Raw genomic sequence first — 24,820 nt, forward strand, 5'->3', positions numbered from 1 at the left:
CTTGTGCGCTGCCGCTTTGCGTCCCATATTGGAGCCAAGTCTGTAATTCGGGGAGGAGCCCCGAGATGGCTTAGAAGAGGGATTCTAATGGCGAACTACGACAACCAGCAGGCACGCTACGGCGCCCGAGCCGGGGCCGTACCGGCGATCGATGAGGGCCTGCGCGCGCATATGCTGCGCGTCTACAACTACATGGCAGCCGGTCTGGCGATTACCGGCGTTTCGGCGCTGGTTACCGCCATGTTGGCAATTTCGTCGACTCCGACTGAGTTTACGCTGCCGAACGGTGTCAGTCTGACCACATTCGGTGCGGCGCTGTTCGGTTCGCCGTTGCAGTGGGTGGTGATTCTTGCGCCGCTGGCGATGGTGTTTTTCCTGAGCTTCCGCATTCAAAAGATGAGTGTGAGTGGCGCTCAAACGACGTTCTGGGTTTTCGCCCTGCTTATGGGCATCTCGATGTCGTCGATCTTCCTGATTTACACTTCGACCAGCATCACCCAGGTGTTCTTCATCTCTGCCGCGATGTTCGGCGCGATGAGCATTTGGGGATACACCACCAAGCGCGATCTGACCAAAATGGGCTCGTTCCTGTTCATGGGCGTGATCGGCTTGCTGGTGGCGATGATCGTCAACATCTTTCTCGGATCGAACGCGCTGGGTTTCGCTATTTCGGTGATCGGTGTCGGCATCTTCGTCGGCTTGACCGCTTACGACACCCAGAAGATCAAGGAGATGTACGACGTCAACGACGATGGTAGCGTCGCTGGCCGCAAGGCGGTGATGGGCGCGTTGATGCTCTACTTCGACCTGATCCTGATCTTCCAGTTCATGCTGTCGCTGTTCGGCAACCGCCAGTAGTCGGACCGGCAGGCAGAAATACAAAGGGCGCGGCTTGGCCGCGCCCTTTTTGCGTTGAGAAGTTGAGAAGCGTCGGGAAAACCTAAGCGACCACCAGCTTGAGCGGACGATCGATGACCCGCAGCACGTTGGCAAGGTCGTGGCCGCGCTTGAGGATCTGCCCGGTGGCAGCGATCAGTGCGTAAGCGCCTTGGCGGCGTGCCAGCTTCGGCTGTTTGACGATCTGGTAAAGTGGAACTTCCGAGGTGCGGCGGAAAACCGAAAACACCGCCTTTTCCCTGAGGTGATCGATGGCGTAATCCCGCCATTCGCCATCGGCGACCTTGCGGCCATAAACGTTGAGGATCTGGTTGAGTTCGCGTCGGTCGAAGCTGATCGGCGGCTTCGTTTTGGGGGCTTGGTTCCGCGCGGCGAGGGCGAGAACATGCCCTCCGCCGCGGTAGGGTTCTTGGTCTTCGGCCTCGCTCACTTGCGCCTCCATTGTCACGCCATCGTCATGATGGCCCGCCTGTCGTGGGCTGGCAAGCCCGGCGATCCGTACGTCGGATCGTGTGACGAGATTCCACGATTTCGCCCATATTCGGCCGTTGGCCAGCCCAATTGGCCGGCGATGCTTGGACCTGTTGTCACAGACGGTTCGGTTCGGCGCGGGGTCTTCGGTAATTCTCAGCCCCCCAGCCCCCCGGGGTCCTCTTGTTGGGCCGAACCACCTGTGATGGCAGAAAATGGCCGGCGCTTGCGTCGGCCATTTTCGTTGGAGCGTCTTGAAACGAGCCTGGCAACCGGCGATATCACCGTCCGATCTGACGATAACGGACAACGTGACGATGACCGACCAAGCCGGCGAAACGCTCAATTTCGAAGCCGAGGTGACCAAGCTCCTGCAGCTGATGGTCCATTCGGTCTACTCGAACCGCGATGTCTTCCTCCGCGAACTGATCTCCAACGCTGCCGACGCCTGCGAGAAGCTGCGGATGCAGGCATTGGAGCAGCCGGAGCTTCTTGGTGACGACCCCGATTTCAAGATCGTGCTGTCGGCGGACAAGGCGGGCGGCACGCTCAGCATCGCCGACAACGGCATCGGCATGGACCGCGCCGAGCTGGTCGACAACTTGGGTACGATCGCACGATCGGGAACCCGCGCGTTCCTCGACGGTCTCGCCGGCGGCGACGGCGTCTCGCTGATTGGGCAGTTCGGCGTCGGCTTCTATTCCGCCTTCATGGTTGCGTCCTCGGTGGAAGTTGTCTCGCGCCACGCGGGTACCGACGAGGCGTGGCGGTGGTGGTCGGACGGAACCGGAACCTTCCATGTCGAGTCAGTTCCGCTCGATGAGGCGCCCTCGCGTGGGACGCGGGTGACGCTGACGCTGAACGACGACTCAAAGCCCTACGCCGAGCAGGAAACGGTTGAGCGGGTGGTGGCCGAGTACTCCGCTCACGTGCCAGTGCCGATCGTGCTCAAGCTCGGCAATGGCGCCGGAGAGAAGACGCTGGCCGATGGAAGTGCGCTGTGGCGCAAGGGCCGGACTGATGTCGCCGAGACCGAGTACGCCGAGTTTTACGGCCATGTGAGCGGCCAGTACGACGAGCCGGCGCTCACCATCCACTACAAGGCCGAAGGCCGGCACGAATACGCGGTGCTGCTGTTCATCCCGTCGATGAAGCCGTTCGACCTGTTCGATCCGGAGCGGCGGGGGCGGATCAAGCTTTATGTCCGTCGGGTCTACATCACCGACGAGGCACAGATTCTGCCGGGTTGGCTGCGTTTCGTGCGCGGCGTGATCGACTCGGAAGACCTGCCGCTCAATCTTTCCCGTGAGATGCTGCAGACCAATCCGATCCTCGAGGCGATCGGCCGGGGCGTCACCAGCCGCATCCTGTCCGAACTCGACAAGCTGGCGGACTCGGACAAGGAGCGCTTCGACAAGGTGTGGGATGCCTTCGGCGCCGTCATTAAGGAGGGCCTCTACGAAGACGCCGAGCGCCGCGATGCGATCTACAAGATCGCCCGCTTCAAGACGACCACCAGCGACGGCGTCTGGCGCAGTTTGTCGGACTATGTGACCGACCTCCGGCCAAACCAGACCGCGATCTACTACGCGCTCGGCGACGACGCCAAAGCAATCTTGGCAAGCCCGCAGCTCGAAGGTTTTGCCCGGCGCGGTATCGAGGTGCTGCTGCTCTCCGATCCGGTGGACGCGTTCTGGGTGAAGACCGCGCTTGGCTTCGACGGCAAGCCGTTCCAGTCGGTGACGCAAGGCGCCGCCGGCCTCGAAAAGGTGCCGGTCGTTGAAGGCGTGGCCGATGTCGAGGCCGCCTCGGACAGTGCCGTCGGCACACTGTCGGCGCTGTTCAAGCAGACGCTCGGCGATAAGGTCAGCGACGTACGGGCATCGTCGCGTCTGACCACAAGCCCGGTCTGTCTCGTCGCCGATGAAACCGGCATGGATCGGCAACTCGAAAAGATCCTCGCGTCACACGAAGGTGCTCCACCGGCCGCGGCGCGAGTGCTGGAACTCAATCCCGGCCACCCGCTTATCAAGGGCCTTGCCGAGAAAGCGGCCAGTGGTGGGCAAGCGGAGGCGCTGGAGGACGCCGCTTATCTCCTCTACGGCGAGGCCCGCATCCTCGATGGCGAACCGCCCGACGATCCAGGTGATCACGCGGCACGGGTCGGCCGGCTGCTGATGAATGCGCTGAGCTGACTGGAGGTCCGCCGCGGAGTGGCGGTGTCGACAGGCTTCTAGGAGCTGTAGTCGACCGCTGCAGCGCCTAGGATCGGTCCGGGCAGACCATCATCGAGTTCCGTCTGGAGGATCACGGCGCAGTGCTTGACGCCGGCGTGGACGAGTTCGCTCATCGGCAGCTCAACTGTCATCTCCTCGCCCATCCACATAGCGATCGGCCGGATTTTGCGGACCACATTGGTGTAAACGATCGTGCGTCCGGTGTTCTCACCGCGATCGATCGGTACGGCGATCGGATCGTCATAGAGCGCCAGCCAGATCATCCCCTTCTTAAGCTCGGGATTGTCCGAAGCGCCGATCGTGACGGTGGTGGAGTCGGTGCCCGGCGTCATCGAAATCGGGATCGAGAGACCGTTAGCAGTCTCCTTGATTGCCGTGTCGATGGCGGCCGCGTTGCTGCCGACGGCATGCTCAACCCCGTTGATCACCACCTGTGGGGTGTAGACCTGACGGTCGCCGCGGGCATCGGCATAGGCCCTCTGCCGCTGAGTATGTTCAGGACTCGCCAGCGTGTCCTTCCAACCGAGATAGTCCCAATAGTCGACCGGTAGCGACAGGGCGATCACGTCGTCGCGGGCGGCGTACTCGGCCAGCAATTCATCAGCCGGTGGGCAAGACGAACAGCCCTGGCTGGTGAACAGCTCAACCACTGCCTTTGTGTCCTGCGTATACGCCGGCGCGGTCCCGGCGATCAAACCGGAAACCATGAGGGCAGCAGCAAACGATTTAGCGATCACAGACACGAGTCTTACCTAGGGACAATCAATCAGCCGGCTTACCGACTATGAGGCCCCGAAATTATGGAGACCTTGTCTCAATTGCGAGTCACGTTCGGGTGAGACAATCGTCACCGACCGGACGGCCCTATGCTGCCAGCCGCCGCAGAACGTAATGCAGAATCCCGCCGTGGTTGAAGTACTCGAGCTCGTCGAGGGTGTCGATCCGACACAGCAGCGGCACGCTCTTCACTGTGCCGTTGGCGAACGTGATTTCCGCCTTCAGCTTCTGGCGTGGCGCTAGGCCCTGTTCGAGGCCTGAGATCGTGACGGTCTCGTTGCCCTCGATCCCGAGTGACTGCCACGACGTGCCTTCCTCGAAAACCAGGGGCAGTACCCCCATGCCGATCAGATTGGAGCGATGGATGCGCTCGAAGCTCTCGGCGATTACGGCGCGCACGCCGAGCAGCCGCGTCCCCTTGGCCGCCCAGTCACGGGACGAACCGGTTCCGTATTCCTTGCCGGCGAAAACCACCAGCGGCACGCCGTCGGCGCGGTAGCGCATGGCGGCGTCATAGATCGGCATGACCTCCCCGTCGGGCTGATGGGCGGTGACGCCGCCTTCGGTACCGGGCACCATCTGGTTCTTGATACGGATATTGCCAAACGTGCCGCGCATCATCACTTCGTGGTTACCGCGCCGCGTGCCGTACTGGTTGAACTCGGCCGGCCGGACCTGATTGGAGATCAGGTATTCACCAGCCGGGCTCTCGACCTTGATCGAGCCGGCCGGCGAGATGTGATCGGTGGTGATCGAATCCAGGAAAAGCCCAAGGATCCGCGCGTCGACGATGTCGGTCAGCGGTTCCGGTTCGGAGCGCATGTCCTGGAAATAGGGCGGGTTCTGGACGTAGGTCGACCCCATCGGCCACGCATAGGTCATGCCGCCCTCGACTTCGATCGTCTGCCAGTGCTCATCGCCGGTGAACACATCCGCGTATTTGGTGCGGAACAGGCTGCTGGTGATGTTGGCGCGGACGAATTCGGTAATCTCCTCGGTCGCCGGCCAGATGTCGCGGAGATAAACCGGCTCGCCGTCCTTGCCGATGCCGAGCGGCTCGCGGGTGAGGTCAACGAACATCGAGCCGGCGAGCGCATAGGCGACCACCAGCGGCGGCGAGGCGAGGTAATTGGCGCGTACGTCCGGATTGATGCGGCCCTCGAAGTTGCGGTTGCCAGACAACACTGACGCGGCGACCAAATCGCCTTCAGCGATCGCCTCCGAGATCGGTTCGGGAAGCGGACCGGAGTTGCCGATGCAGGTGGTGCAGCCAAAGCCGACGAGGTCGAAGCCGAGCGTATCGAGATGCTCCTGCAAGCCTGATCGATCCAGATACTCGGCCACCACCTGACTGCCCGGCGCCAGCGAGGTTTTCACCCACGGCTTGACGGTCAACCCCTTCTCAGCGGCGTTGCGGGCGAGCAATCCCGCGCCAATCATCACGTAGGGGTTGGAGGTGTTGGTGCATGAGGTGATCGCGGCGATGACCACGTCGCCATGGCCGATATCGTAAGCTTCACCCTTGACCGACACACGCTTGTTAGTCTCGTCGGGCCGCTTGAACTCGCCCACCATCGCCTCGCCGAAGCGCTGCTTGGCCTCGGTGAGCAGAACCCGGTCCTGCGGTCGCTTGGGGCCGGCTATCGACGGCTCGACCGTTGCCATGTCGAGTTCCAGGGTGTCAGAGAATACCGGCTCTGGTGTATCGGCGTCGCGGAACATGCCCTGCGCCCGGGCGTAGGCTTCGACCAGCGCCACCCGCTCCGGATCGCGGCCGGTGTGCTCAAGATAGCGCAGGGTTTCGCCGTCGACCGGGAAGATCGCACAGGTGGCACCGTACTCCGGCGACATGTTGCCGATGGTGGCGCGATCCTCCAGCGACATATGGTCAAGACCAGGTCCGTAGAACTCGACGAACTTGCCGACGACGCCTTTCTGGCGGAGCATCTCGGTGACCGTCAGAACCAGATCCGTCGCAGTCATTCCCTCGCGCAGCTTGCCGGTAAGGCGGAAGCCGACGACCTGCGGGATCAGCATCGAAATCGGCTGGCCAAGCATCGCCGCCTCGGCTTCGATACCGCCGACGCCCCAGCCCAGCACGGCGAGGCCGTTGACCATGGTGGTGTGGCTGTCGGTGCCGACCAGCGTATCCGGGTAGGCGACCGGTCGCTCCTCATCGGTGTTTACCCAGACGGTCTCAGACAGGTATTCGAGGTTGACCTGGTGGCAAATGCCGGTGCCTGGCGGCACGACGCGAAAATTGCGGAAAGCCGACTGGCCCCAGCGCAGGAAACGATAACGCTCGCCGTTGCGCTGGTACTCCAGTTCGACGTTGCGGGCGAAGGAACGGGGATTGCCGAAATCGTCGACGATAACCGAGTGGTCGATGACCAGATCGACCGGAACCTGCGGATTGATCCGCTCCGGATCACCGCCGAGGGCGTCCATGGCGTCGCGCATCGCGGCGAGATCGACAACAGCCGGTACGCCGGTGAAGTCTTGCATCAGCACCCGCGCCGGACGGAAGGCGATCTCCCGGTCGCTGCGGCGCTCGGCGAGCCAGCCGGCCATCGCCCGAACGTCGTCCGCCGCCACCGTGCGCCCGTCTTCGAACCGCAAAAGGTTCTCAAGCAACACCTTGAGCGAATAGGGTAGCCGCGATACATCGCCGAGACCGTTCTCCTGGGCGCGGGCGAGGCTGAAGTAGTCGTACTGGGCATTGCCCACGGCCAGGGTTGCGCGGCTCTGGAAGCTGTCGGGATGGCTCACGGTGTTTTCAACTCCTTGGTGGCGCCTCGGGCCGGCGACGAAAACCGTCATCCGGGCCGTCGTCCGGCGGCGAGTTGCCTTGTCAGGCGAAAGCGAGGATTGGCCGCTTTATAATGACTCTCATGTCGGTATTCCAGACAGACGCGCAAGCCGATAACGGCAACGCGGCGTGGTCCGGACACGGTCGGTGCCGGGCCCGGTGACGGTGCACCTCAAGGCGACCGAGCTTGCAGCCCGGCGCGGCGGTCGCGCGATCTTCGACGGTGTGTCGTTCCAGGTCGCCCGCGGTGAAGTGCTAACGATCACCGGCCCGAACGGCTCAGGGAAATCAACGCTGCTGAGGCTGGTGGCCGGTTTGCTCACACCGACGTCCGGAACGATCGCACTCGACCCCGCCCCGGAGGGTGGTCGGGCCAATGCGGTCCACTATCTCGGCCACCTCGAAGCGCTCAAGCCGGCCTTCACGGTCGAAGAGAATCTCAGCTTCTGGCGCCGCTTCTACGCGGGGGCCGGCGACATCGACGAAGCGATCGCCGCGGTCGGGCTCGACGGTCTTCATCACCTGCCGGTCGGCACGCTGTCGGCCGGCCAGAAACGTCGGGCTGCGATCGCTCGCCTTCTTGTCATCGCCCGGCCGATCTGGCTGCTCGACGAGCCGGCGACCGCTCTCGATACCGCCGCGGAAGCGATGCTGGGTGGGCTGATGCGGCGGCATCTCGACGATGGCGGCATGATCCTCGCCGCCATTCACCGGCCACTGCCGATACCGGTCAGCCGGACTGTCGCGCTAGGCGAAGTCGCATGATCGGTGCATTGGCAGCGGTCGCCGGGCAATCCGCCCGACTCGAGCTTCGGGTCGGCGGCGGGACCTTGGTCGGATTGGTTTTCTTCCTGGCCGTGGTGACTATCGTTCCCTTTGCCGTCGGGCCGGACCTCAACCTGCTGTCACGGATCGGGCCAGCGATCCTTTGGATTGGTGCCCTCCTCGCCACTCTGCTCGGGCTCGATCGGCTGTTTCAAGACGATCGCGTCGATGGATCGCTCGATCTGCTGATGCTCTCCGGCCATCCGTTGGAACTCATAGCCCTCGCCAAGGCGCTCGGTCATTGGCTGGCAACCGGGCTGCCGTTGGTGGTTGCCGCGCCGTTCCTCGGGTTGATGCTGGCGCTGGAACCACTGGCGCTGGCGACGGTCACGCTGACGTTGCTGGTCGGCACGCCGGCGCTGACTTTGATCGGCACGATCGGTGCGGCCTTGGCAACGTCGCTTGGCCGCGGCGGACTGCTGATCGCGGTCCTCGTCCTACCCTTTGCAATCCCCGTCCTGATCTTCGGCGTCAGCGCCGCATCGGCGGTGATCGTCGGCCCGCACCCGTTTCTACCGCCATTCCTGGTTCTGATCGCCGTGACGCTGATTTCATCCGTGGTGGCGGCTGTCGCTGGCGCTGCGGCGTTGCGAGCCGGCCTCGAATAGACGTCAGCGATCGGGTGTTGGCATATTTGCCGCGGTCCGGTTCCGCCCGGAAATCGTTGCCGCTGCCACAATCGGTCCGTAAAACGAAACCCATGCCGATCATCGACTTGGCCAATCCGACACGTTTCCTCGCGTTTTCCGGGCGCGCGCTCCCCTGGTTGTGGGGCATCGCCGTCATCGGACTGGCGGTTGGGCTTTATTGGGCCTTATTCGTCGTACCGCCGGATTTCCGCCAGGGCGACACGGTGCGGATCATGTTCATTCACGTGCCGTTCGCATGGCTGTCGATGGCCTGCTACGGCGTCATGGCGATCGCGGCGCTCGGAACCCTGGTCTGGCGCCACCCGCTCGCCGATGTGCTTCAGAAGAGCGCCGCGCCGATTGGAGCGGCGTTCACCTTCCTGGCGCTTCTCACCGGGGCGCTGTGGGGGCGGCCGACCTGGGGCACCTACTGGATTTGGGATGCCAGGCTGACATCGGTCCTGATCTTGTTCCTGATCTATCTCGGACTGATAGCCTTGTGGCGTGCGGTTGAGGACCCGAGCAAGGCGGCCCGCGCGGTGTCGATCCTGACGCTGGTTGGTACGGTCAACCTGCCGATCATCAAGTTCTCGGTCGACTGGTGGAACACACTGCACCAGCCAGCGAGCGTGTTTCGCCTCGACGGGCCGACAATCCATCCGTCGATGTTGTGGCCGCTTCTGATCATGGCCGCGGCGATGAGCGTTCTGTTCGCGGCGCTGCTGCTGATGGCGATGCGCAACGAGATCTACCGGCGAAGGGTCCGCGCCATGCAGATCGTCGCCGCCGGCGGATGATCGAAGCGGGCACGCAGACCGGCTTCATCGTCGCCGCATATCTTCTGGCGGCTCTGGTCATGATTGGCTTGGTTCTGTGGATCGTGCTCGACGGCCGGGCTCAACGGCGCCGGCTGGCCGATCTCGAGGCGCGGGGAATCCGGCGACGCTCGGCCGGAAAGGACAAGTCATGACCACCACGGACGAAACCCAGACATCGTCGACCCGGCGGGGCGGACCGCGGCTGGTCTTCCTGGTGCCGTTGTTCATCTTCGTGGCACTCGCCGCGGTGTTCCTGCTGCGCCTGCTGTCCGACGATGATCTGAGCGCCGTTCCTTCAGCGCTGATCGGACGCGAGGCACCATCTTTCCGGCTCGAACCGCTCGACGGGACCGGCCTTTCGGGCTTCGCGCGCGACGATCTCGACGGCTCGGTGACCATCGTCAACGTGTTCGCCTCCTGGTGTGGGCCCTGCCGTCTCGAACACCCGCAAATCGTCGCCCTCGGCAAGGACGATCGCATCCGGGTCGTCGGCATCAATTACAAGGATCAGCCGCGGAACGCCGTCGCGTTCCTGGAGGAGTTGGGCAATCCGTATGCGGCGATCGGGGTTGATCCCCGCGGCCGTACCGGCATCGACTGGGGTGTCTACGGCATTCCGGAAACCTTCCTCGTCGATCGCGATGGGGTGATCCGCTACAAGCACATCGGTCCGATCACCGCGGAATCGCTCACGGCCGTGGTCCGGCCGGAGATCGAGAAGGTTCTGGCCGGTTCGGAGTGACGCCGTCGCGCGCTTAGTTCTTGGCGCCTTCTTCCTCCGGCAGCGCGTAGCGGGTCAGAAGCGGTAGCTGGAACAGCGCGAAGACGAAGGTGATTGGCATGATCCCGAACGTCTTGAAGTTCACCCACATGTCGGTCGAGACCGTCCGCCAGACGACTTCGTTGGCGATCGCCAGGAAGAAGAAAAACAGCCCCCAGCGATAGGTCAGCTTGGTCCAGCCTTCGTCGGTCAGCTTGAAGGCGGAATCGAACACATAGCCGAGCAACGGCCTGCCGAAGGCAAGGCCGCCGAGCAGGATCAGGCCGAACAGTGTGTTGACGATGGTCGGCTTCATCTTGATGAAGGTCTCGTCCTGCAGCCACAGCGTCAGGCCTCCGAAGGCGACCACGAAGATCGCGGTCACCAGAGGCATGATCGGAACGCGGCGGGTCACCGCCAAGGACACGACCAGCGAGATCAACGTCGCGACGATGAACAGCGCCGTGGCGATGAAGATTGGCCCACCGAGACCGTCGAGCAAGGAAAACCGCTCGGCCAGACGATTGCCGTAGGAATTCGACAGGAAAAACACGACAAGAGGCCCGAGTTCCAGCGAGAGCTTGAGAACCGGGTTGACCTCCTTGCGGTCAGGGGCGTTGGGGGCGCGTTCGAGTTCGATGGTCATGAGGGCTCACATTTCCCGATTGCCCGGGGATATAGGGCGTCGTGCGATCACCCAAAAGAATGAAACCATGTTGCCGTCTTCGTCGTGTGCGACGGAGTTGGCCTCCAATAGGTCGAACCCAGCCTCGGCGACAAGGGCTTGGTTCTCATTCGCGTCGAAGTGGCTAAAGAACATGGGCACCCCCAGCCAATCCGCTTCGACGCTGTCGGGATTGTTGCCGGCGCCGAGGCTCGCCAGGAAGATGCCACCCGGCCTGAGCCACCGATGGATGCGGCCGAGGAGGGTGGACAGTTCGGTGCGGGGCAAGTGGGTGAGCGCAAGGAAAGCGGTGATCGCGTCGAACGAACCGGCCGGAAACTCGATGTCCATAATATCGGCGCGGATAAACTCGGCGTCGGGCACATTGCGCCGGGCGCGCACGATCTGCGCTTCGGACAAGTCAATGCCAATAACATCGAAGCGCGACGCTAGCACGCGGGTCGCCGGTACCCCGGCACCGCAACCAATGTCCAGTGCGCGTCCACCCGCCGGCGTCAGCTCGGCGAGCCGTTCAAGGTAGCGGAGCCGGATCGGGTCGTCGCGGGTCCACTCCAGATAGCGGTCGGCCATCTGATCGTAACCGTCAGCGACGATTTGTTTGCGTCGATCCATCGTCGCGTCAGACGAGGTGGCCGAACCGGGCGAGTTCGGCGATGATGATCCGGGTCATCAGGGTTGGGCTTTTGGAGTAGTGATTGCTGACCCCTTCGTCCCAGGTCCAGAAGAATGTGCGGTCGATCAGTCCGAAGGCAAGGACTGGGACTTCGCCTTCACGGATCGACCATTGCTGCGGTGTTTCGCCAGGGTTATCGCGCTGGATCATAAGCCCTGGGGCAAGCCGCGGTTCGAGCCCCCGACACAGGGCGTCGATCGCCGCCAGCATGGTGTCGCCACCGGTCCGGGTGCGCGCAGGTGCCGTGCTGGTGCCTGTGGTGCGTGTTTCCCCAGTTGACGGTACCATTACAGTCCGGCCAAAGCTCTGGCGAAATCATCGGCCGCGAACGGTTCGAGATCATCGATCCCCTCGCCGACGCCGATGTAATGGATCGGCAAGCTGTGCTTGGCGGCGATTGCCACGAGAATGCCGCCGCGGGCCGTGCCGTCGAGTTTGGTCATCACAAGGCCGGTGACGCCGGCATGCTTGCCGAAGATCTCGACCTGGTTGAGGGCGTTCTGGCCGGTGGTGGCGTCAAGGGTGAGCAGCACTGTTTGCGGCGCCGTCGGGTCGATCTTCTTGATCACCCGGACGATCTTTTCGAGCTCTGCCATCAGCTCGCCCTTGTTCTGAAGCCGGCCCGCGGTGTCGACCAGCAGCACGTCGGCCCCGCTCGTTCTGGCCGCTTCCAGGGCATCGAAGGCCAGACCCGCAGCGTCGGCGCCGGTGTCTCGCGCGATCACCTCGGCGCCGGTTCGCTCGCCCCAGATTTTCAGCTGCTCGATCGCCGCAGCGCGGAAGGTGTCGCCGGCGGCGAGCATCACCGATTTGCCGTCGGCGCGTAATTTGGCGCTTAGCTTGCCGATGGTGGTTGTCTTGCCGGTGCCGTTAACGCCAACCACCAGGATCACGTGCGGCTTGTGGGCCGGATCGACGGCGAGCGGCGCGGCAACCGGGCCCAATGTCTCGGCGATCGACTCGGCGAGCACCGCCTTGACCTCGTCGTCGGTCACCTCCTTGTTGAATCGCCCCTCGCCAAGTTTCTCGGCGATGGCCATGGCGGTGTCGACGCCGAGATCGGCTTTGATCAGCATGTCCTCGAAGTCTTCGAGCGCTGCGGCGTCGAGCTTCCGCTTGGTGAAGATCGACGTGATATTGTCGGAAAGCGCATTCGACGAACGCGCCAGGCCCGAGCGGAGTCGCTGGAACCAGGACGAGCGCTCGGTGGGCGTGTTGTCCAACGTTTCCGGCACTTCGGCAGCGGCCGGCTCACTTGCTCCGCCGCCGACTAGGCGGCGAAACAGACTCTTGCCCTCGGCCACTGTCAGGCCGCCTCCGCCAGCGGCACGCCAACGAGCGTGTCGGTGCGCCGTGAAGTGATGCGGGTCGGGACGATGTCGCCCGATCGGCCGCCGGCAACTGCCACGGGCGCGAAGTGTTCAGTGCGCCCAAACCCATCTCGCTCGATCAGCACCGCGCGATCCATACCCACCGCCGCGTCGAAGGACGATGCGCGCGCCTTCTCGCCTGCTGCGCGCAGGCGCGCCGCCCGGTCGCGGATCACTGTGCGCTCGATCTGCGGCATGCGGGCCGCCGGCGTCCCATCACGGGGCGAGAAGGGAAAGACGTGCAGGTAGGCGAGATCGCAGTCGTCGACGATCGACAGCGTGTTCGCGAACATCGCCTCGGTCTCTGTCGGGAACCCGGCGATCAGATCGGCGCCGAACACCATGTCCGGCCGCAGCCGGCGGACGGCCTCGACGAATCGAACGGCGTCGGCGCGGCTATGGCGCCGCTTCATCCGTTTGAGAATCATATCGTCGCCGTGCTGCAGTGACAGGTGCAGGTGCGGCATCAACCGTGGCTCGGCGGCAATCGCCGCGACTAAATCCGGATCGACCTCGATCGAGTCGATCGACGACAAGCGCAGCCGCTCCAGCGCCGGGACTTGGCGGAGGATCGCTCGTACCAGGCGCCCGAGTCGGGGGTGGCCGGGAAGATCGGCGCCATAAGATGTGATGTCGACGCCGGTCAACACCACTTCGCGGTGGCCATTCTCGACCAGCTTCTGGATCTGCGCGACCACCGCTCCCATCGGCACGGATCGCGAGTTCCCGCGTCCATAGGGGATGATGCAAAACGTGCAGCGATGGTCGCAACCGTTCTGGACCTCAACGAAGGCGCGGGCGCGCCCTTCCATGCCCTCGATCAGGTGGCCGGCGGTTTCCGTCACCGACATGATGTCGTTAACCCGGACGGTGGCGGTATCGTTGACGCCGAAGTCGGCCACATAAGCGCGCGGTGTCAGTTTCTCCGCGTTGCCGAGGACCAGATCGACTTCCGGCATTGCCCCGAAGCTTTGGGGGGCGATCTGAGCGGCGCAGCCGGAGACAACGATCCTGGTCGCCGGATTTTCGCGCCGGGCCTTGCGGATCGCCTGCCGCGCCTGCCGCACCGCCTCGCCGGTAACAGCGCAGGTGTTGATCAGGATTGCATCGTCGAGCCCAGCCTCGGCCGCCCGGTTGCGCATCACTTCGGATTCGAGCGCGTTCAGCCGGCAGCCGAAGGTGATCGTCCGCGGCGCCATCACGCCGCGCTCCGCTCGACCCGCCGCCAGGCGAGCGTATTCGGATCGATCTCGCCGACGAATTCGTCCGTGATCGGCCCGGTCATCATCACATGATCTTCGGCGTTCCAGATAATTTGGAGTGGCCCGCCGGGCAGGGTCACGGTGACCTCGCGGCCGGTCAGGTCCTTGCGGGCCGCCGCCACTGCCGACGCGCAGGCGGCCGTGCCGCATGCCCGGGTCAGGCCGACCCCGCGTTCCCAAGTGCGAACTGTCAAGGCGGAACGGCTCTCAACCTTTGCCAACGAGATGTTGGCCCGTTCCGGGAACAACGGGTCATGCTCCAACTTCGGCCCAAAATCCGCGAGGTCGTAGGCATTGACGTCATTGACCCAGAAGATTGCGTGCGGATTGCCCATGTTGACCGCGGATGGACCGCTCAGGATCGGCACATCGGCAGGACCGACCGCCAATGGGATCGCGCGGGTGTCGGCGGTCGGTTCGGCCAATGGAATGTCCTGCCAACCGAATCGCGGCCGGCCCATATCAACCGTGATCGTTCGGGGATCGCCGGTCGCGAAAGTCTGAAGCAAACCGGCGGCGGTCTCGACGTCGGCTTGCGATTGGCCGGTCTCGCCCATCAGCAGCCAACCGACACATCGGGTGGCATTGCCGCAAGCCTCGACCTCGCCGCCGTCGCGGTTGTGGATGCGCATGAAGGCGTCGCCGCCACCGGTGGCGGCTTCGATCGTAATCATCTGGTCAAAGCCGATACCCTCGGCCCCGCCGAGCCGGCGAATGGCGTCCGCCGACAGCGATACCGGCGTCCGGCGTGCGTCGAAAACGGCAAACGCGTTGCCGAGCCCGTTCATTTTGCGAAAAGGGATCGCGGTGCCGGTCATTGATCTGCGAGAGTCCGAAGAGATTTTTTCCTATATGGCCGACTCGATGGGGAATTGCCAGCATTCGCCCAGGTTCAGCGTTTTCTCGATTTCGGTCTGTTTTCGCTGCTTCCGAAGCGGTATTGATGTCAAATCGCTGTCACGAACGCACCTTAACGATGTCTCCGCAGGGAAGGCGCCCCTGCTTTTAGCACGTTGCTTGTTGTTTCGCTTCCGGACGGGGCTTTTCCGCCCCGCTCCGGTCTTTTGTTCGGTCGCGCCGCGCGAGAGTTGCTTGATGAAGCCAGGAATGTCGCTTGCCGTGCTGCCGCGTTGACAGATATCAGCCGGTGGCCTCGATGTTCGAGCTTGATGTGGACTTCGCCCTCGATGCCGAAGATCAGCTTCGTATGGTCGAGTTCAATGTCCAGGCGGAAGGGCAATTGTGCCGAACAAGATCGGGCGATACGCGTTGCCGCCTATGCCGAATCGCCGCTCGTTGCTATTGACCAACGTCCGGGGCCGGTCTCTTCGTAAAAACGATCGAACATCTCGGAGAACTCACCGGAAAGAACCAGTTGTGAAAGAATCTCGTGTCGTGAGTTTTCTGGCACAGGCTGTAGGACTACACCGGGAAGGCCGCTTAGCATCTTTGCCGACTCAACGTCGGTTTCGGATCCCGCACCAAAAACGATTCGCTTGGTTTGCTTATGTGCCGATTGTCGGAGTTGGCGACTGAGATCAAGCTCGTACGGGTCGGCCTCGCGGCCCGTTCCCTCTCGTATTTGAAGCCGGGCTTTGCTGGTGACAACGCGATGCGTCGTTGGGCTAAACGCCAGCACGCCATCGGCTGAAAGAGACGAGCCATACCTTAAGGCGGCATATCCTCCAGCAGACTGGCCCAAACAGATGAGTTTGCGGGTCCCCATGTCGGACAGTAAGGATGTAAGGCTCTGCACGGTTTCGTTGACGTTGCTGCCGAGGCCCTTCACGCCTCCGAGGTAATAGGTCTTCCGCCAGTCGAATAGGAAGACCACGTTGGTATCCTGGCGCCGAAGGATGCGCTCCATGAAGTACGCCGACACGCCTATTCGCTTCGAATGACCTGCGAAGGCTAGAACCGTCGTGTCGGCACCGCGCGGTATCGTCCAAAAGCCGAGATCGGTGTCTTCGTCATGGTTATGTCGGTCGCCTTCTTCAGCACTCAACAACGTCGGGTCGCCGCCGACGCCAAGCGCCTGAAGCTCCTGGCATTGCGCCAGCAGCTGTTCGACTCCCGACCTTGCGCCCGGGGAATCTATCAGTTCCAGAAGATATTTCGTTGCTGTGGCGATCTCACCAAACCTGACGAGGTGGGAGCATGCACGCAGCTTTTGGCCGACTCGAGCGTCGGGGTCTTCAAGTATCGCGACAATCGCAGGATCGGGCCTTGAAAACTGATCGATCCAGGATGGCATCGGCCGCTTCTCTTTTGTAGGTCAGCTAAACTACCGCGGTTTCGGCAATCAGCGCGACCATTTCGTCAAGAGTCAATTCGCCACGAAGGAAGAATTCGGGGCCAATTTCAACCGCGAACGCTTTCTCGAATTCCGCGGCCATCTGAACCGCATCGACGGAATCAATATCAAACCGCGAGAAGGGAACGTTAGCCTCGATCGATTCGGAGGGTTCGCCTACGAGGATTGCAAGATAGACGATCAGCCAGCGTCGAATCCGGTCAGTATCCATTTGGATGTTAACGTCCGACCTAAAATAGTGTGCATGCGCTATTATCGGTTGGCCAATCTTGGATCAAGTGGTCAAGGCAGCAAGTAACAGGATTAGCCTTGTCCGAAGCCGAAGCCCCTCATCGGCCGATGCCAGCAAGTACTTTGCCTTGACTTCCGCTGTGCCGAAGCCTTAGGGTCCGGCCGCATTTCGAGGCTATCAGTCTTCGATCCGCCGCCCGGAGCGGGACTCCGGAGGTCAACGTCCGCCAGCGCGTCGCGCCCGCGGGCGACACTGGTGCATGGACGACAGGTTTGGCTTGCGCGGCCTCCGCCCGCGTACGACATAACCGGCAGCGAAACGAGACAGCGCGGTAAGGCGATGTTCGACACTCTCTCCGATCGTCTCGGCACGATCTTCGACCGACTAACGAAGCGCGGCGCACTGTCGGAAGCCGACGTGACCGAGGCGCTCCGTGAGGTTCGCCGCGCGCTGATCGAGGCTGACGTCGCGCTCGACGTCGTCCGCTCGTTCACCGACAAGGTGCGCAGCCGCGCCGTCGGGGCCGAAGTCATCCGCTCGGTCACCCCCGGGCAGATGGTCGTCAAGATCGTTCACGACCAGATGGTCGAGATGCTGGGTGCCGAGGCCGAGACGATTGACCTCAACGCACCCGCCCCGGTGCCGATCATGCTGGTCGGTCTCCAGGGCTCGGGCAAGACGACGACGACTGCGAAGATTGCGCTGCGGTTGACCGAACGGGACAAGCGCAAGGTGCTGATGGCCTCGCTCGACACCCGCCGGCCGGCGGCCCAGGAGCAGCTCAAAGTGCTCGGCGAACAGGCCGGAATCGACACGCTGCCGATCGTCGCCGGCCAGATGCCAGTCGAGATCGCTAAACGGGCGATGTCGGCGGCCAAGCTCGGCGGTTATGACATCGTTCTGCTCGACACCGCCGGCCGCACCCACATCGATGAGTCGCTGATGGCGGAAATGGCCGACATCAAGCAGGCGGCGAACCCCCATGAGATTCTCCTCGTCGCCGATGCGCTGACCGGTCAGGACGCGGTCAATCTGGCGTCTTCGTTCAACGAGCGTGTCGGGATCACCGGCATTGTGCTCACCCGCGTCGATGGCGATGGGCGCGGCGGCGCCGCGCTTTCGATGCGCGCCGTCACACAGAAGCCGATCAAGCTAATCGCCGTCGGCGAGAAACTCGACGCACTGGAGGACTTTGATCCGAAGCGGATCGCCGGCCGGATTCTCGGCATGGGCGACGTGGTCGGACTGGTCGAGAAGGCCGCCGCCAACATCGACGCCGAACAGGCAGCCGCGGCCGCCGAACGGATGCGCAAGGGCGTCTTCGATCTCGACGACCTGTCCGAGCAGTTGGGCCAGATGCAGAAGATCGGCGGGATGTCGGGCGTGATGGGGCTCCTGCCCGGGGTCGGCAAGGTCAAAAAGCAGATCGACGCGATGGGCGTCGACGACAGTGTATTCAAGCGTCAGCAGGCGATCATCTCGTCGATGACCCGCCGCGAGCGGAAGAACCCGGCGATCCTCAAGGCCAGTCGCAAACGTAGGATCGCCGCCGGCTCGGGCACCCACGTGGCCGAAATCAATAAGCTCCTCAAGATGCACCGCCAGATGGCGGACATGATGAAACAGATGGGCAAGGGGAAGGGCATGTTCGGCAAGATGGCGAGCATGGCTGGGATGCCCGGTGGCGGCATGCCGCAAATGGATCCTACCGCGCTGGAGCAACTGACCAAAGGCGGCGGCATGCCGGGTTTGCCGCCGGGTGGGCTCCCCGGTGGATTGCCTGGCGGTGGTCTACCGGGCTTGCCGGGGGGTGTTCCTCGCGTGCCGGGCATGGGCGGTTTACCGGGCCTTCCCGGAAAGAAGAAATGAGGGGCCGATGAGCAACACCGGCAATGATGAGGTCGCGCGCGCCCGCGATCTGCTGGGCCATCTTCGGGTCTCGATCGACAACATCGACGCGGCCATCATCTACATGCTCGCCGAGCGGTTCCGGTGCACTGAGGAGGTGAGCCGGCTGAAGGCGGATCACGCCTTGCCGCCGGCCGATCCAACCCGCGAATCCGAACAGATCGCCCGGCTCAGGCGGCTGGCGGAAGATGCACGCTTCAACCCCGACTTCACCGAGAAGTACCTGACATTCATCATCGCCCATGTCATTCGCCATCACGAGGCGGTGGCGGCCGGCGACACATCCGCTGATCTCGTCAGCCGACCGGGCTGATGGACGGCTCAACGCTCAACACATGAGATTCCAACTGGAGAAATACGTATGTCCCTGAAATTGCGACTCGCCCGAGCAGGTGCCAAGAAACGCCCGTTCTACCGGATCGTGGTTGCCGACTCGCGCTCGCCGCGGGACGGCCGCTTCATCGAGATCGTCGGCACCTACAACCCGATGCTGCCGAAGGATGACGAGAACCGCGTGACCATGAAGGTCGAGCGGGTGCAGCACTGGCTTGGGGTTGGCGCCCGGCCGACCGATCGCGTGCTGCGTTTCCTCGATGCGGCCGGGCTAGCCAAGCGGACGCCGCGTAATAACCCACAGAAGGCGCAGCCCGGCAAGAAGGCGCAGGAGCGTCTGGATGCAGTGGCTGAAGCCGCGAAACAGGCCGAGGAGGCGGCTCAGGAAGCCGAGGCCGCTCCGGCTGCTGATGCGCCGGCCGAGGAAGCGGCTGAAGCACCCGCTGCCAGCTGATCATGCTCGCGGCGGCGGCCGGGAGGGTGATTGTCGCCCGGATCGGCGCCGCCCATGGCGTCCGCGGCGAGGTTCGGGTCAAGGCGTTCACCGCCGACCCTGCCGACATCGGCGCTTATGGGCCGCTGGCAACGCCCGATGGAAGCACCTTGACGGTCGAGACGATCCGGCAGGCTTCTGGCCGCTCGCCGGATATGATGATCGTGCAGTTCCTCGGCATCAACACCCGCGATCAGGCCGAAGCCTTGAACGGCGTCGAACTCTCCGTCGCCAAGGATCGTTTGCCGCCGCCTGAGACTGACGAGTTCTATCATCTCGACCTGATCGGGCTGGAAGTGGTCGCGACAGATGGGGCACGGATTGGGACGGTCATAGCGGTGCCGAATTACGGTGCTGGAGATTTGCTTGAAGTGGCGCCGGACGAGGGCGAAACCTTACTGATCCCATTCACCGCCGCAGCCGTTCCCGAGGTCGACCTGCGAGCGGGACGGGTGATGGTGGCTCCGATGAATGAGATCGACACTGCGCCTGACGGAAGCGAGACATGAGTTTCAAGGCGACCGTCCTGACCATCTTTCCGGAGATGTTCCCCGGTCCGCTGGGGCTGAGCCTCGCCGGACGGGGCTTGTCGGAGGGCCGCTGGTCGCTGGACGTACGCGATATCCGGGATTGGGCCAGCGACAAGCATCGGTCCGTGGACGACACCCCGGCCGGCGGCGGGGCCGGCATGGTGATGCGCGCCGACGTATTGGCCTCGGCGATCGATGCAGCGTCGCCGGCGGGCGACACGCGGCCGCGGCTTCTGATGAGCGCCCGGGGTCGGCCGCTTGACCAGGAGTGGGTCCGCCGGATCGCCGATGGCGGCGGCGTCCTGTTAGTGGCTGGTCGCTTCGAAGGGGTGGACGAGCGGCTGATCACGGCCCGGAACCTGGAAGAAGTGTCGGTCGGCGACGTGATCCTGTCGGGCGGAGAGATCGCGGCGATGGTGGTGATCGACGCGGTCGTCCGGCTCTTGCCCGGCGTCATGGGCAACCCTAAATCGGCAGTCGAGGAAAGCTTCGCCGCGGGGATGTTGGAGTACCCGCAATACACTCGGCCGAAAGTGTTTGAGGGGCATCCGATCCCGGAGGTGCTGACGTCCGGCGACCACGCCAAGATCGCGGCCTGGCGCCGGGCCGAGGCACTGAAACTGACCAGGGAACGGCGCCCGGATCTTCTCGCGGGTCGGGAATCGACAAAGTCCGACGATTAGAGTATGCAACCGGCCGACCAACAAGATAGACCGCCGAGCCAAGAACCGCCGCAGCGCGATCTGCGCGGACGGCCGGTGTGAGATAGAGGTTTCCGATGAACGTGATTCAGGAGCTCGAGCAAGAGCACGCCGAGGCGATCGCCGCGACCCGCGCGATCCCCGAGTTCGCCCCCGGCGATACTGTCCGCGTCAACGTCAAGGTGACGGAGGGTACTCGCAGTCGGATTCAGGCCTATGAGGGCGTCTGCATCGCGCGATCCGGCGGTGGTCTCAACGAGAACTTCACCGTCCGCAAGATTTCTTACGGCGAGGGCGTGGAGCGGGTGTTCCCCATCTACTCGCCGGCGATCGACTCGATCGAGGTGGTCCGTCGCGGCAAGGTCCGACGCGCCAAGCTCTATTACCTGCGCGGTCGTCGCGGCAAGTCGGCGCGGATCGCCGAAAAGCAGGATCGGCGACGGACCCAGGACGCCACCGCCGGGGCAGCAGCGAACGACGCACCGGCCGCCGAAGCCGCCGCCGAGTAACCAACCGTCCGTGCTGATCCGAACGAGCACCTTCGCGCTGGCGGTGCTCACCGTCTCTGCCGCTTGGGCTGAGCCGCTCATTCTATCCATCGACACCGCCGAGGTTGGCGAGTCTTTGGTGACCGAAGAGCCGGTCATTCGCGTTCGGTTGTCGGATGAGTCCACGACTGCCTTCGGCGAGTTCACCGAACGGAATATCGGCCTGCAGGTCGAGATCCGGGTCGACGGAACGGTCGTCAGCGCGCCGGTGATCCGAGAATCGATTTTCGGAGGTTATGTCGAGATCACCGGGTTCAACGAGGCTGAGGACGCGACGGGCGTTGCCGAACGGATGACCACCGACGGCGTGACGGTCGAAGTCGAGGTTCTCGGCGACTAGCCTCCGACTTAGCGGCGATTTCTCGTTACGTCATCCAATACCGGGGGCCGGTGCCGCTGCGACCGGCCGAGTCCTTTGGATTGGCAAGCTGGCAGCGGTCGAACGACAGACAACCGCAGCCGATGCATTCGGTAAGACCGTCGCGCAGGCGTTCCAGCTCGGTGATGCGGGCGTCGATCCGCGCCGTCCAGGCGCGCGAGAGCTTGGCCCAATCCTTTCGTTTGGGAATGCGGTGGTCCGGGAGCTTTGCGAGTTCGGCGCCGATTTCGTCAAGCGACAACCCGATCCGCTGGGCAAACACGATGAAGGCGATCCGGCGCAGGATCGATCGTGGATAGCGGCGATGGCCGCTGCCGCGGCGCTCCGACGTGATCAGTCCACGTTCCTCGTAAAAGCGCAGCGCCGATGCGGCGACCCCGCTTCGGCGGGAGACTTCACTGATGGTGAGGACGGTTTCCATGGAAGCGAAAAAAACGTCAGAAAACGCTTGACTTCAAGCTAACTTGAACTTGTAGCACGAGCCTCGCATCGAAACCAAGGAGCGAGGCCATGACATCCGAACCACCGATCAGAGGACTGCGCGTGGCGATAACAGGAGGAACGTCGGGACTCGGTCTCGCCCTCGTCTCCCGTTATCGCGCTACCGGCGCCGCGGTCGCGCTCGTTGCCCGCACCGAAGCTAACGTCGCAAAGGTCGCGGCCGAAACCGGCGCTCACGGCATTGTCGGTGACATTGGCCGCAAGACTGACATCCACCGGATCGCCTTGCAGATCACCGGCAACCTCGGCGGGCTCGATGTTCTGATCAACAACGCCTCCAGCCTCGGGCCGGTGCCGCTGGTATTGCTCGCCGACATCGAATGCGAGGAGCTGGAAACAGCGTTGGCGGTGAACCTGGTCGGGCCATTCCGCCTCACCAGGGCGCTGCTTGGGGCGCTCGCCACATCCGGCCGTGAGGGCCGCGGCGCTGTCGTCGTTAACATCACCAGCGATGCGGCCGTCAACGCCTATGAGACATGGGGCGCCTACGGCGCGAGTAAGGCGGCACTTGCCCATATGACGGCCATCTGGGATGCCGAGATGGCGGGGGCGGGTGTGAGATTCCTGGCGATCGATCCTGGCGACATGGATACGCCCCTGCATGCTGCGGCGATCCCCGATGCCGACCCGGTGACGCTCAAGCGACCCGCGGATTCGGCGGCTGAGATTGTCAGCGCTGTGACCGATGTCTTGCGGCAAGCGACGCCCCGACCTGTAGCAGGTGCAGCATGATCCCGGCGGTTCAACCTGGCGGCCGGTCGCCGCGGCTTATGCTCGTGAGCGCTTCTGGCGACCTCGGCCACGGGTCGCGCATCGATCTTGGCGATCTGCTCAAGCCGGGCGATCTGGTCGTGGCTAACACCGCCGCGACCTTGCCGGCGAGTCTCACAGGCGTTCACGATCGGTCGGGCCTGCCGATCGAGGTCCGACTGGCGGCGTGGGGAACGCTCGGTGATCCCCGGCGGTTCGTCGCCGTACTCTTCGGTGCCGGCGACTACAGGACCCGGACCGAGGATCGCGCGCCGCCGCCCCCGGTTCGTCCGGGCGATGGGCTGTCGCTGGGGCCGATGCGGGCGACTCTGGAACAGTGCCTCGACCATCCCCGCCTGGCCTCGCTCCGCTTCGATGGTGGTCATGATGTGATCCTGGCCGGGATCGCGGCCCATGGTCGACCGGTCCAGTACGCCCATGTTCCAAAGCCGCTGGCACTTTGGGATGTGTGGACCGCGGTCGCCGGTCGACCGCTCGCCTTTGAACCGCCGTCGGCGGGGTTTGCGCTTGATTGGCGGACAGTGACGCGTTGGCGGGAGCGGGGTGTGGGTTTTGCGACGCTGGAGCACGCCGCCGGTCTGTCCTCTACCGGCGACGCCGAGCTTGATCGGCGATTGCCTCTCGATGAGGGCTACGCCATTCCTGACACCACCGCCGCGGCGATTGCCGCGACCCGGCGTCGTGGCGGGCGGATCGCCGCTATCGGTACGACAGTGGTTCGCGCCCTGGAGGCCGCTGCCGACGCCGACGGCACGGTCAGAGCCGGCAGCGGCGTTGCCACCGGCCGGATCACCGCGCGCTCACCCATCCGGGTGGTCGACGCAATTCTGTCCGGTGTCCACGCGCCGGGGGAAAGCCACTACGAGCTGCTCGGTGCCTTTGCCGACGCTGATACCCTGTGGGGCATGACCAACGCGCTCGCCAAGGCGGGTTACCGCAGCCATGAGTTCGGCGATTTCGTTTTGATCGAGCGGAAGCTTGGCGGGGAGACGATCGCGGCCTAAAACACCGCATTATGCCTGACTTTCTTGCAGCCAATCGCGCCAACTGGAACGACCGCGCCGATATCCACATCGAGGATGTCACCGGCTTCTACGCGATCGACTCGTTCCTGGCCGGAGAGGATGTCCTGACGCCGATTGAGGCGGGAGAGATCGGCGACGTCGCCGGTCTCAAGGTCCTCCATCTCCAGTGCCATATCGGCCTCGATACGCTGTGTCTGGCGCGCCGTGGCGCGAGGGTGACCGGAATCGACTTTTCCCCGCACGCGATCCGGCACGCCAGGATGCTAGCCGCCAAGGTCGATCTGGACGTGCGCTTCATCGAGGGCAACGTGTTTGACGCACCGGCGCTCGTCGCGCACGATTTCGACATGGTCTACACGACGTGGGGGACAACCGTCTGGTTGCCGGACATCTGGCGCTGGGCCGAAGTTGTGGCGGCAGTCCTCAAGCCGGGCGGCCAGCTTTACTATGCTGACACGCACCCGAGTTTCGCGGTGCTCGAGGAAGTGGATGGCAAGCTCGAGCCGCGGTTCGACTTCCGCACACCCGCCGATACGCCGCTCAAGTTCAACGACGGTCAGACCTATACGGGCGATCCCCGCAAACTCGAGAATGCCACGGCCTTCGAGTGGATTCATCCGCTCGGGGATCTGCTGATGGCACTCGTCAGATCGGGGATGCGGATTGAGCACGTGGCGGAACACGAAACGCTACCCCATCGCCAATTGTCGATGATGGTCAGGGGCGAGGACCGCCTGTACCGCCTGCCGGCCGGCGTGCCGCGGTTGCCGTTGTCGCTGTCGATCCGCGCCACCAAGGCCGGCTGACCCTCGTCGTCGCCCCCGATTTTGGACACCTTTGCCGGGCAGTCGGTACGGGTGAACACGCTTGTG

General features: G+C 63.6%; 29 protein-coding genes. 17 read left to right on the plus strand and 12 right to left on the minus strand.

The annotated features are described in order from the left end of the window. Window positions 1-87: 87 nt before the first annotated feature. The gene (locus ACO076_RS06670; RefSeq protein ID WP_421725944.1) at window positions 88-858 is read left to right on the plus strand and encodes a Bax inhibitor-1/YccA family protein; all 771 of its coding nucleotides are present in this window, start codon (window positions 88-90) and stop codon (window positions 856-858) included. A gap of 82 nt (window positions 859-940) precedes the next feature. Here ACO076_RS06670 and ACO076_RS06675 read toward each other — a convergent pair whose 3' ends face one another. Beyond that, entirely contained in the window at window positions 941-1,327 is a 387-nt protein-coding gene (locus ACO076_RS06675; RefSeq protein WP_421725945.1) for a DUF2794 domain-containing protein, read from the minus strand. 358 nt (window positions 1,328-1,685) lie between these two features. Between ACO076_RS06675 and htpG the strand changes: the two genes are divergently transcribed. Further along, on the plus strand, window positions 1,686-3,563 hold the full coding sequence (gene htpG / locus ACO076_RS06680) for a molecular chaperone HtpG (RefSeq protein WP_421725946.1): 1,878 nt from the start codon (window positions 1,686-1,688) through the stop codon (window positions 3,561-3,563). A gap of 38 nt (window positions 3,564-3,601) precedes the next feature. On the opposite strand, the gene ACO076_RS06685 is transcribed toward htpG, so the two are convergent. After that, window positions 3,602-4,348, minus strand: coding sequence for a DUF1223 domain-containing protein (locus ACO076_RS06685; protein ID WP_421725947.1), 747 nt, complete (start codon window positions 4,346-4,348; stop codon window positions 3,602-3,604). 121 nt (window positions 4,349-4,469) lie between these two features. After that, complete coding sequence (acnA, locus tag ACO076_RS06690; RefSeq protein ID WP_421725948.1) at window positions 4,470-7,151, minus strand: aconitate hydratase AcnA; 2,682 nt, start codon at window positions 7,149-7,151, stop codon at window positions 4,470-4,472. 205 nt (window positions 7,152-7,356) lie between these two features. Here acnA and ccmA point away from each other — a divergent pair, with 205 nt between their 5' ends. The 5 genes from ccmA to ACO076_RS06715 all read left to right on the plus strand — a co-directional run bounded on the left by ccmA (window position 7,357) and on the right by ACO076_RS06715 (window position 10,205). Next, window positions 7,357-7,956 (plus strand): heme ABC exporter ATP-binding protein CcmA, encoded by a 600-nt coding sequence (gene ccmA, locus ACO076_RS06695; protein ID WP_421726685.1) that lies wholly within the window; start codon window positions 7,357-7,359, stop codon window positions 7,954-7,956. Continuing rightward, window positions 7,956-8,624 (plus strand): heme exporter protein CcmB, encoded by a 669-nt coding sequence (ccmB, locus tag ACO076_RS06700; RefSeq protein WP_421726686.1) that lies wholly within the window; start codon window positions 7,956-7,958, stop codon window positions 8,622-8,624. The genes ccmA and ccmB overlap by 1 nt, the downstream gene beginning before the upstream one ends. A 92-nt stretch (window positions 8,625-8,716) precedes the next feature. Continuing rightward, complete coding sequence (locus ACO076_RS06705) at window positions 8,717-9,442, plus strand: heme ABC transporter permease (RefSeq protein ID WP_421725949.1); 726 nt, start codon at window positions 8,717-8,719, stop codon at window positions 9,440-9,442. Continuing rightward, complete coding sequence (gene ccmD, locus ACO076_RS06710; protein ID WP_421725950.1) at window positions 9,439-9,615, plus strand: heme exporter protein CcmD; 177 nt, start codon at window positions 9,439-9,441, stop codon at window positions 9,613-9,615. The genes ACO076_RS06705 and ccmD overlap by 4 nt, the downstream gene beginning before the upstream one ends. Next, window positions 9,612-10,205, plus strand: coding sequence for a DsbE family thiol:disulfide interchange protein (locus ACO076_RS06715; RefSeq protein WP_421725951.1), 594 nt, complete (start codon window positions 9,612-9,614; stop codon window positions 10,203-10,205). Before ccmD ends, ACO076_RS06715 begins: the two co-directional genes overlap by 4 nt. Before the next feature lie 13 nt (window positions 10,206-10,218). Here ACO076_RS06715 and ACO076_RS06720 read toward each other — a convergent pair whose 3' ends face one another. The 8 genes from ACO076_RS06720 to ACO076_RS06755 all read right to left on the minus strand — a co-directional run bounded on the left by ACO076_RS06720 (window position 10,219) and on the right by ACO076_RS06755 (window position 16,738). Further along, on the minus strand, window positions 10,219-10,869 hold the full coding sequence (locus ACO076_RS06720; protein WP_421725952.1) for a septation protein A: 651 nt from the start codon (window positions 10,867-10,869) through the stop codon (window positions 10,219-10,221). A 6-nt stretch (window positions 10,870-10,875) separates the two neighbouring features. Continuing rightward, window positions 10,876-11,520, minus strand: a complete 645-nt coding sequence (locus tag ACO076_RS06725) for a class I SAM-dependent methyltransferase (protein WP_421725953.1) — start codon at window positions 11,518-11,520, stop codon at window positions 10,876-10,878. Between the two features lie 7 nt (window positions 11,521-11,527). Further along, window positions 11,528-11,791, minus strand: a complete 264-nt coding sequence (locus tag ACO076_RS06730) for a hypothetical protein (RefSeq protein WP_421725954.1) — start codon at window positions 11,789-11,791, stop codon at window positions 11,528-11,530. Between the two features lie 77 nt (window positions 11,792-11,868). Beyond that, window positions 11,869-12,969: a signal recognition particle-docking protein FtsY gene (gene ftsY, locus ACO076_RS06735; protein ID WP_421726687.1), complete on the minus strand. Its 1,101-nt coding sequence runs from the start codon at window positions 12,967-12,969 to the stop codon at window positions 11,869-11,871. Next, entirely contained in the window at window positions 12,888-14,150 is a 1,263-nt protein-coding gene (gene mtaB / locus ACO076_RS06740) for a tRNA (N(6)-L-threonylcarbamoyladenosine(37)-C(2))-methylthiotransferase MtaB (protein WP_421725955.1), read from the minus strand. Before mtaB ends, ftsY begins: the two co-directional genes overlap by 82 nt. After that, on the minus strand, window positions 14,150-15,031 hold the full coding sequence (dapF, locus tag ACO076_RS06745; RefSeq protein ID WP_421725956.1) for a diaminopimelate epimerase: 882 nt from the start codon (window positions 15,029-15,031) through the stop codon (window positions 14,150-14,152). The genes mtaB and dapF overlap by 1 nt, the downstream gene beginning before the upstream one ends. Before the next feature lie 458 nt (window positions 15,032-15,489). Then, window positions 15,490-16,467 carry a hypothetical protein gene (locus ACO076_RS06750; protein ID WP_421725957.1) on the minus strand — a complete coding sequence of 326 codons (978 nt, stop codon included), beginning with the start codon at window positions 16,465-16,467 and terminating at the stop codon, window positions 15,490-15,492. A 25-nt stretch (window positions 16,468-16,492) separates the two neighbouring features. After that, complete coding sequence (locus ACO076_RS06755) at window positions 16,493-16,738, minus strand: acyl carrier protein (protein WP_421725958.1); 246 nt, start codon at window positions 16,736-16,738, stop codon at window positions 16,493-16,495. A gap of 360 nt (window positions 16,739-17,098) precedes the next feature. Between ACO076_RS06755 and ffh the strand changes: the two genes are divergently transcribed. From ffh to ACO076_RS06790, 7 genes are all read left to right on the plus strand, one after another. After that, complete coding sequence (ffh, locus tag ACO076_RS06760; protein ID WP_421725959.1) at window positions 17,099-18,628, plus strand: signal recognition particle protein; 1,530 nt, start codon at window positions 17,099-17,101, stop codon at window positions 18,626-18,628. 7 nt (window positions 18,629-18,635) lie between these two features. Next, window positions 18,636-18,980 carry a chorismate mutase gene (locus ACO076_RS06765; RefSeq protein WP_421725960.1) on the plus strand — a complete coding sequence of 115 codons (345 nt, stop codon included), beginning with the start codon at window positions 18,636-18,638 and terminating at the stop codon, window positions 18,978-18,980. A 48-nt stretch (window positions 18,981-19,028) separates the two neighbouring features. Next, a complete protein-coding gene (gene rpsP / locus ACO076_RS06770; protein ID WP_421725961.1) occupies window positions 19,029-19,454 on the plus strand; it encodes a 30S ribosomal protein S16 in 426 nt (141 codons plus the stop codon). A gap of 2 nt (window positions 19,455-19,456) precedes the next feature. Further along, window positions 19,457-20,002, plus strand: coding sequence for a ribosome maturation factor RimM (gene rimM, locus ACO076_RS06775; RefSeq protein WP_421725962.1), 546 nt, complete (start codon window positions 19,457-19,459; stop codon window positions 20,000-20,002). Then, window positions 19,999-20,706 carry a tRNA (guanosine(37)-N1)-methyltransferase TrmD gene (gene trmD, locus ACO076_RS06780; RefSeq protein ID WP_421725963.1) on the plus strand — a complete coding sequence of 236 codons (708 nt, stop codon included), beginning with the start codon at window positions 19,999-20,001 and terminating at the stop codon, window positions 20,704-20,706. The genes rimM and trmD overlap by 4 nt, the downstream gene beginning before the upstream one ends. A gap of 95 nt (window positions 20,707-20,801) precedes the next feature. Further along, on the plus strand, window positions 20,802-21,233 hold the full coding sequence (gene rplS / locus ACO076_RS06785) for a 50S ribosomal protein L19 (protein WP_421725964.1): 432 nt from the start codon (window positions 20,802-20,804) through the stop codon (window positions 21,231-21,233). Between the two features lie 10 nt (window positions 21,234-21,243). Then, entirely contained in the window at window positions 21,244-21,612 is a 369-nt protein-coding gene (locus ACO076_RS06790) for a SecDF P1 head subdomain-containing protein (RefSeq protein ID WP_421725965.1), read from the plus strand. A 25-nt stretch (window positions 21,613-21,637) separates the two neighbouring features. Here the strand turns inward: ACO076_RS06790 and soxR are convergent, their stop codons facing one another. Next, complete coding sequence (gene soxR / locus ACO076_RS06795) at window positions 21,638-22,072, minus strand: redox-sensitive transcriptional activator SoxR (protein WP_421725966.1); 435 nt, start codon at window positions 22,070-22,072, stop codon at window positions 21,638-21,640. Between the two features lie 89 nt (window positions 22,073-22,161). On the opposite strand from soxR, the gene ACO076_RS06800 reads away from it, so the two are divergent. Genes ACO076_RS06800 through ACO076_RS06810 form a run of 3 tightly spaced genes read left to right on the plus strand, consistent with a single transcriptional unit; the run spans window position 22,162 to window position 24,754 of the window. Next, complete coding sequence (locus ACO076_RS06800) at window positions 22,162-22,884, plus strand: SDR family oxidoreductase (protein ID WP_421725967.1); 723 nt, start codon at window positions 22,162-22,164, stop codon at window positions 22,882-22,884. Beyond that, on the plus strand, window positions 22,881-23,927 hold the full coding sequence (locus ACO076_RS06805) for an S-adenosylmethionine:tRNA ribosyltransferase-isomerase (RefSeq protein ID WP_421725968.1): 1,047 nt from the start codon (window positions 22,881-22,883) through the stop codon (window positions 23,925-23,927). The genes ACO076_RS06800 and ACO076_RS06805 overlap by 4 nt, the downstream gene beginning before the upstream one ends. 11 nt (window positions 23,928-23,938) lie before the next feature. Next, window positions 23,939-24,754, plus strand: a complete 816-nt coding sequence (locus ACO076_RS06810) for a methyltransferase domain-containing protein (protein ID WP_421725969.1) — start codon at window positions 23,939-23,941, stop codon at window positions 24,752-24,754. The last annotated feature ends 66 nt before the right edge of the window (window positions 24,755-24,820 follow it).

The organism is Bauldia sp. (assembly GCF_965232525.1).
Taxonomy (GTDB): Bacteria; Pseudomonadota; Alphaproteobacteria; order Rhizobiales; family Kaistiaceae; genus Bauldia.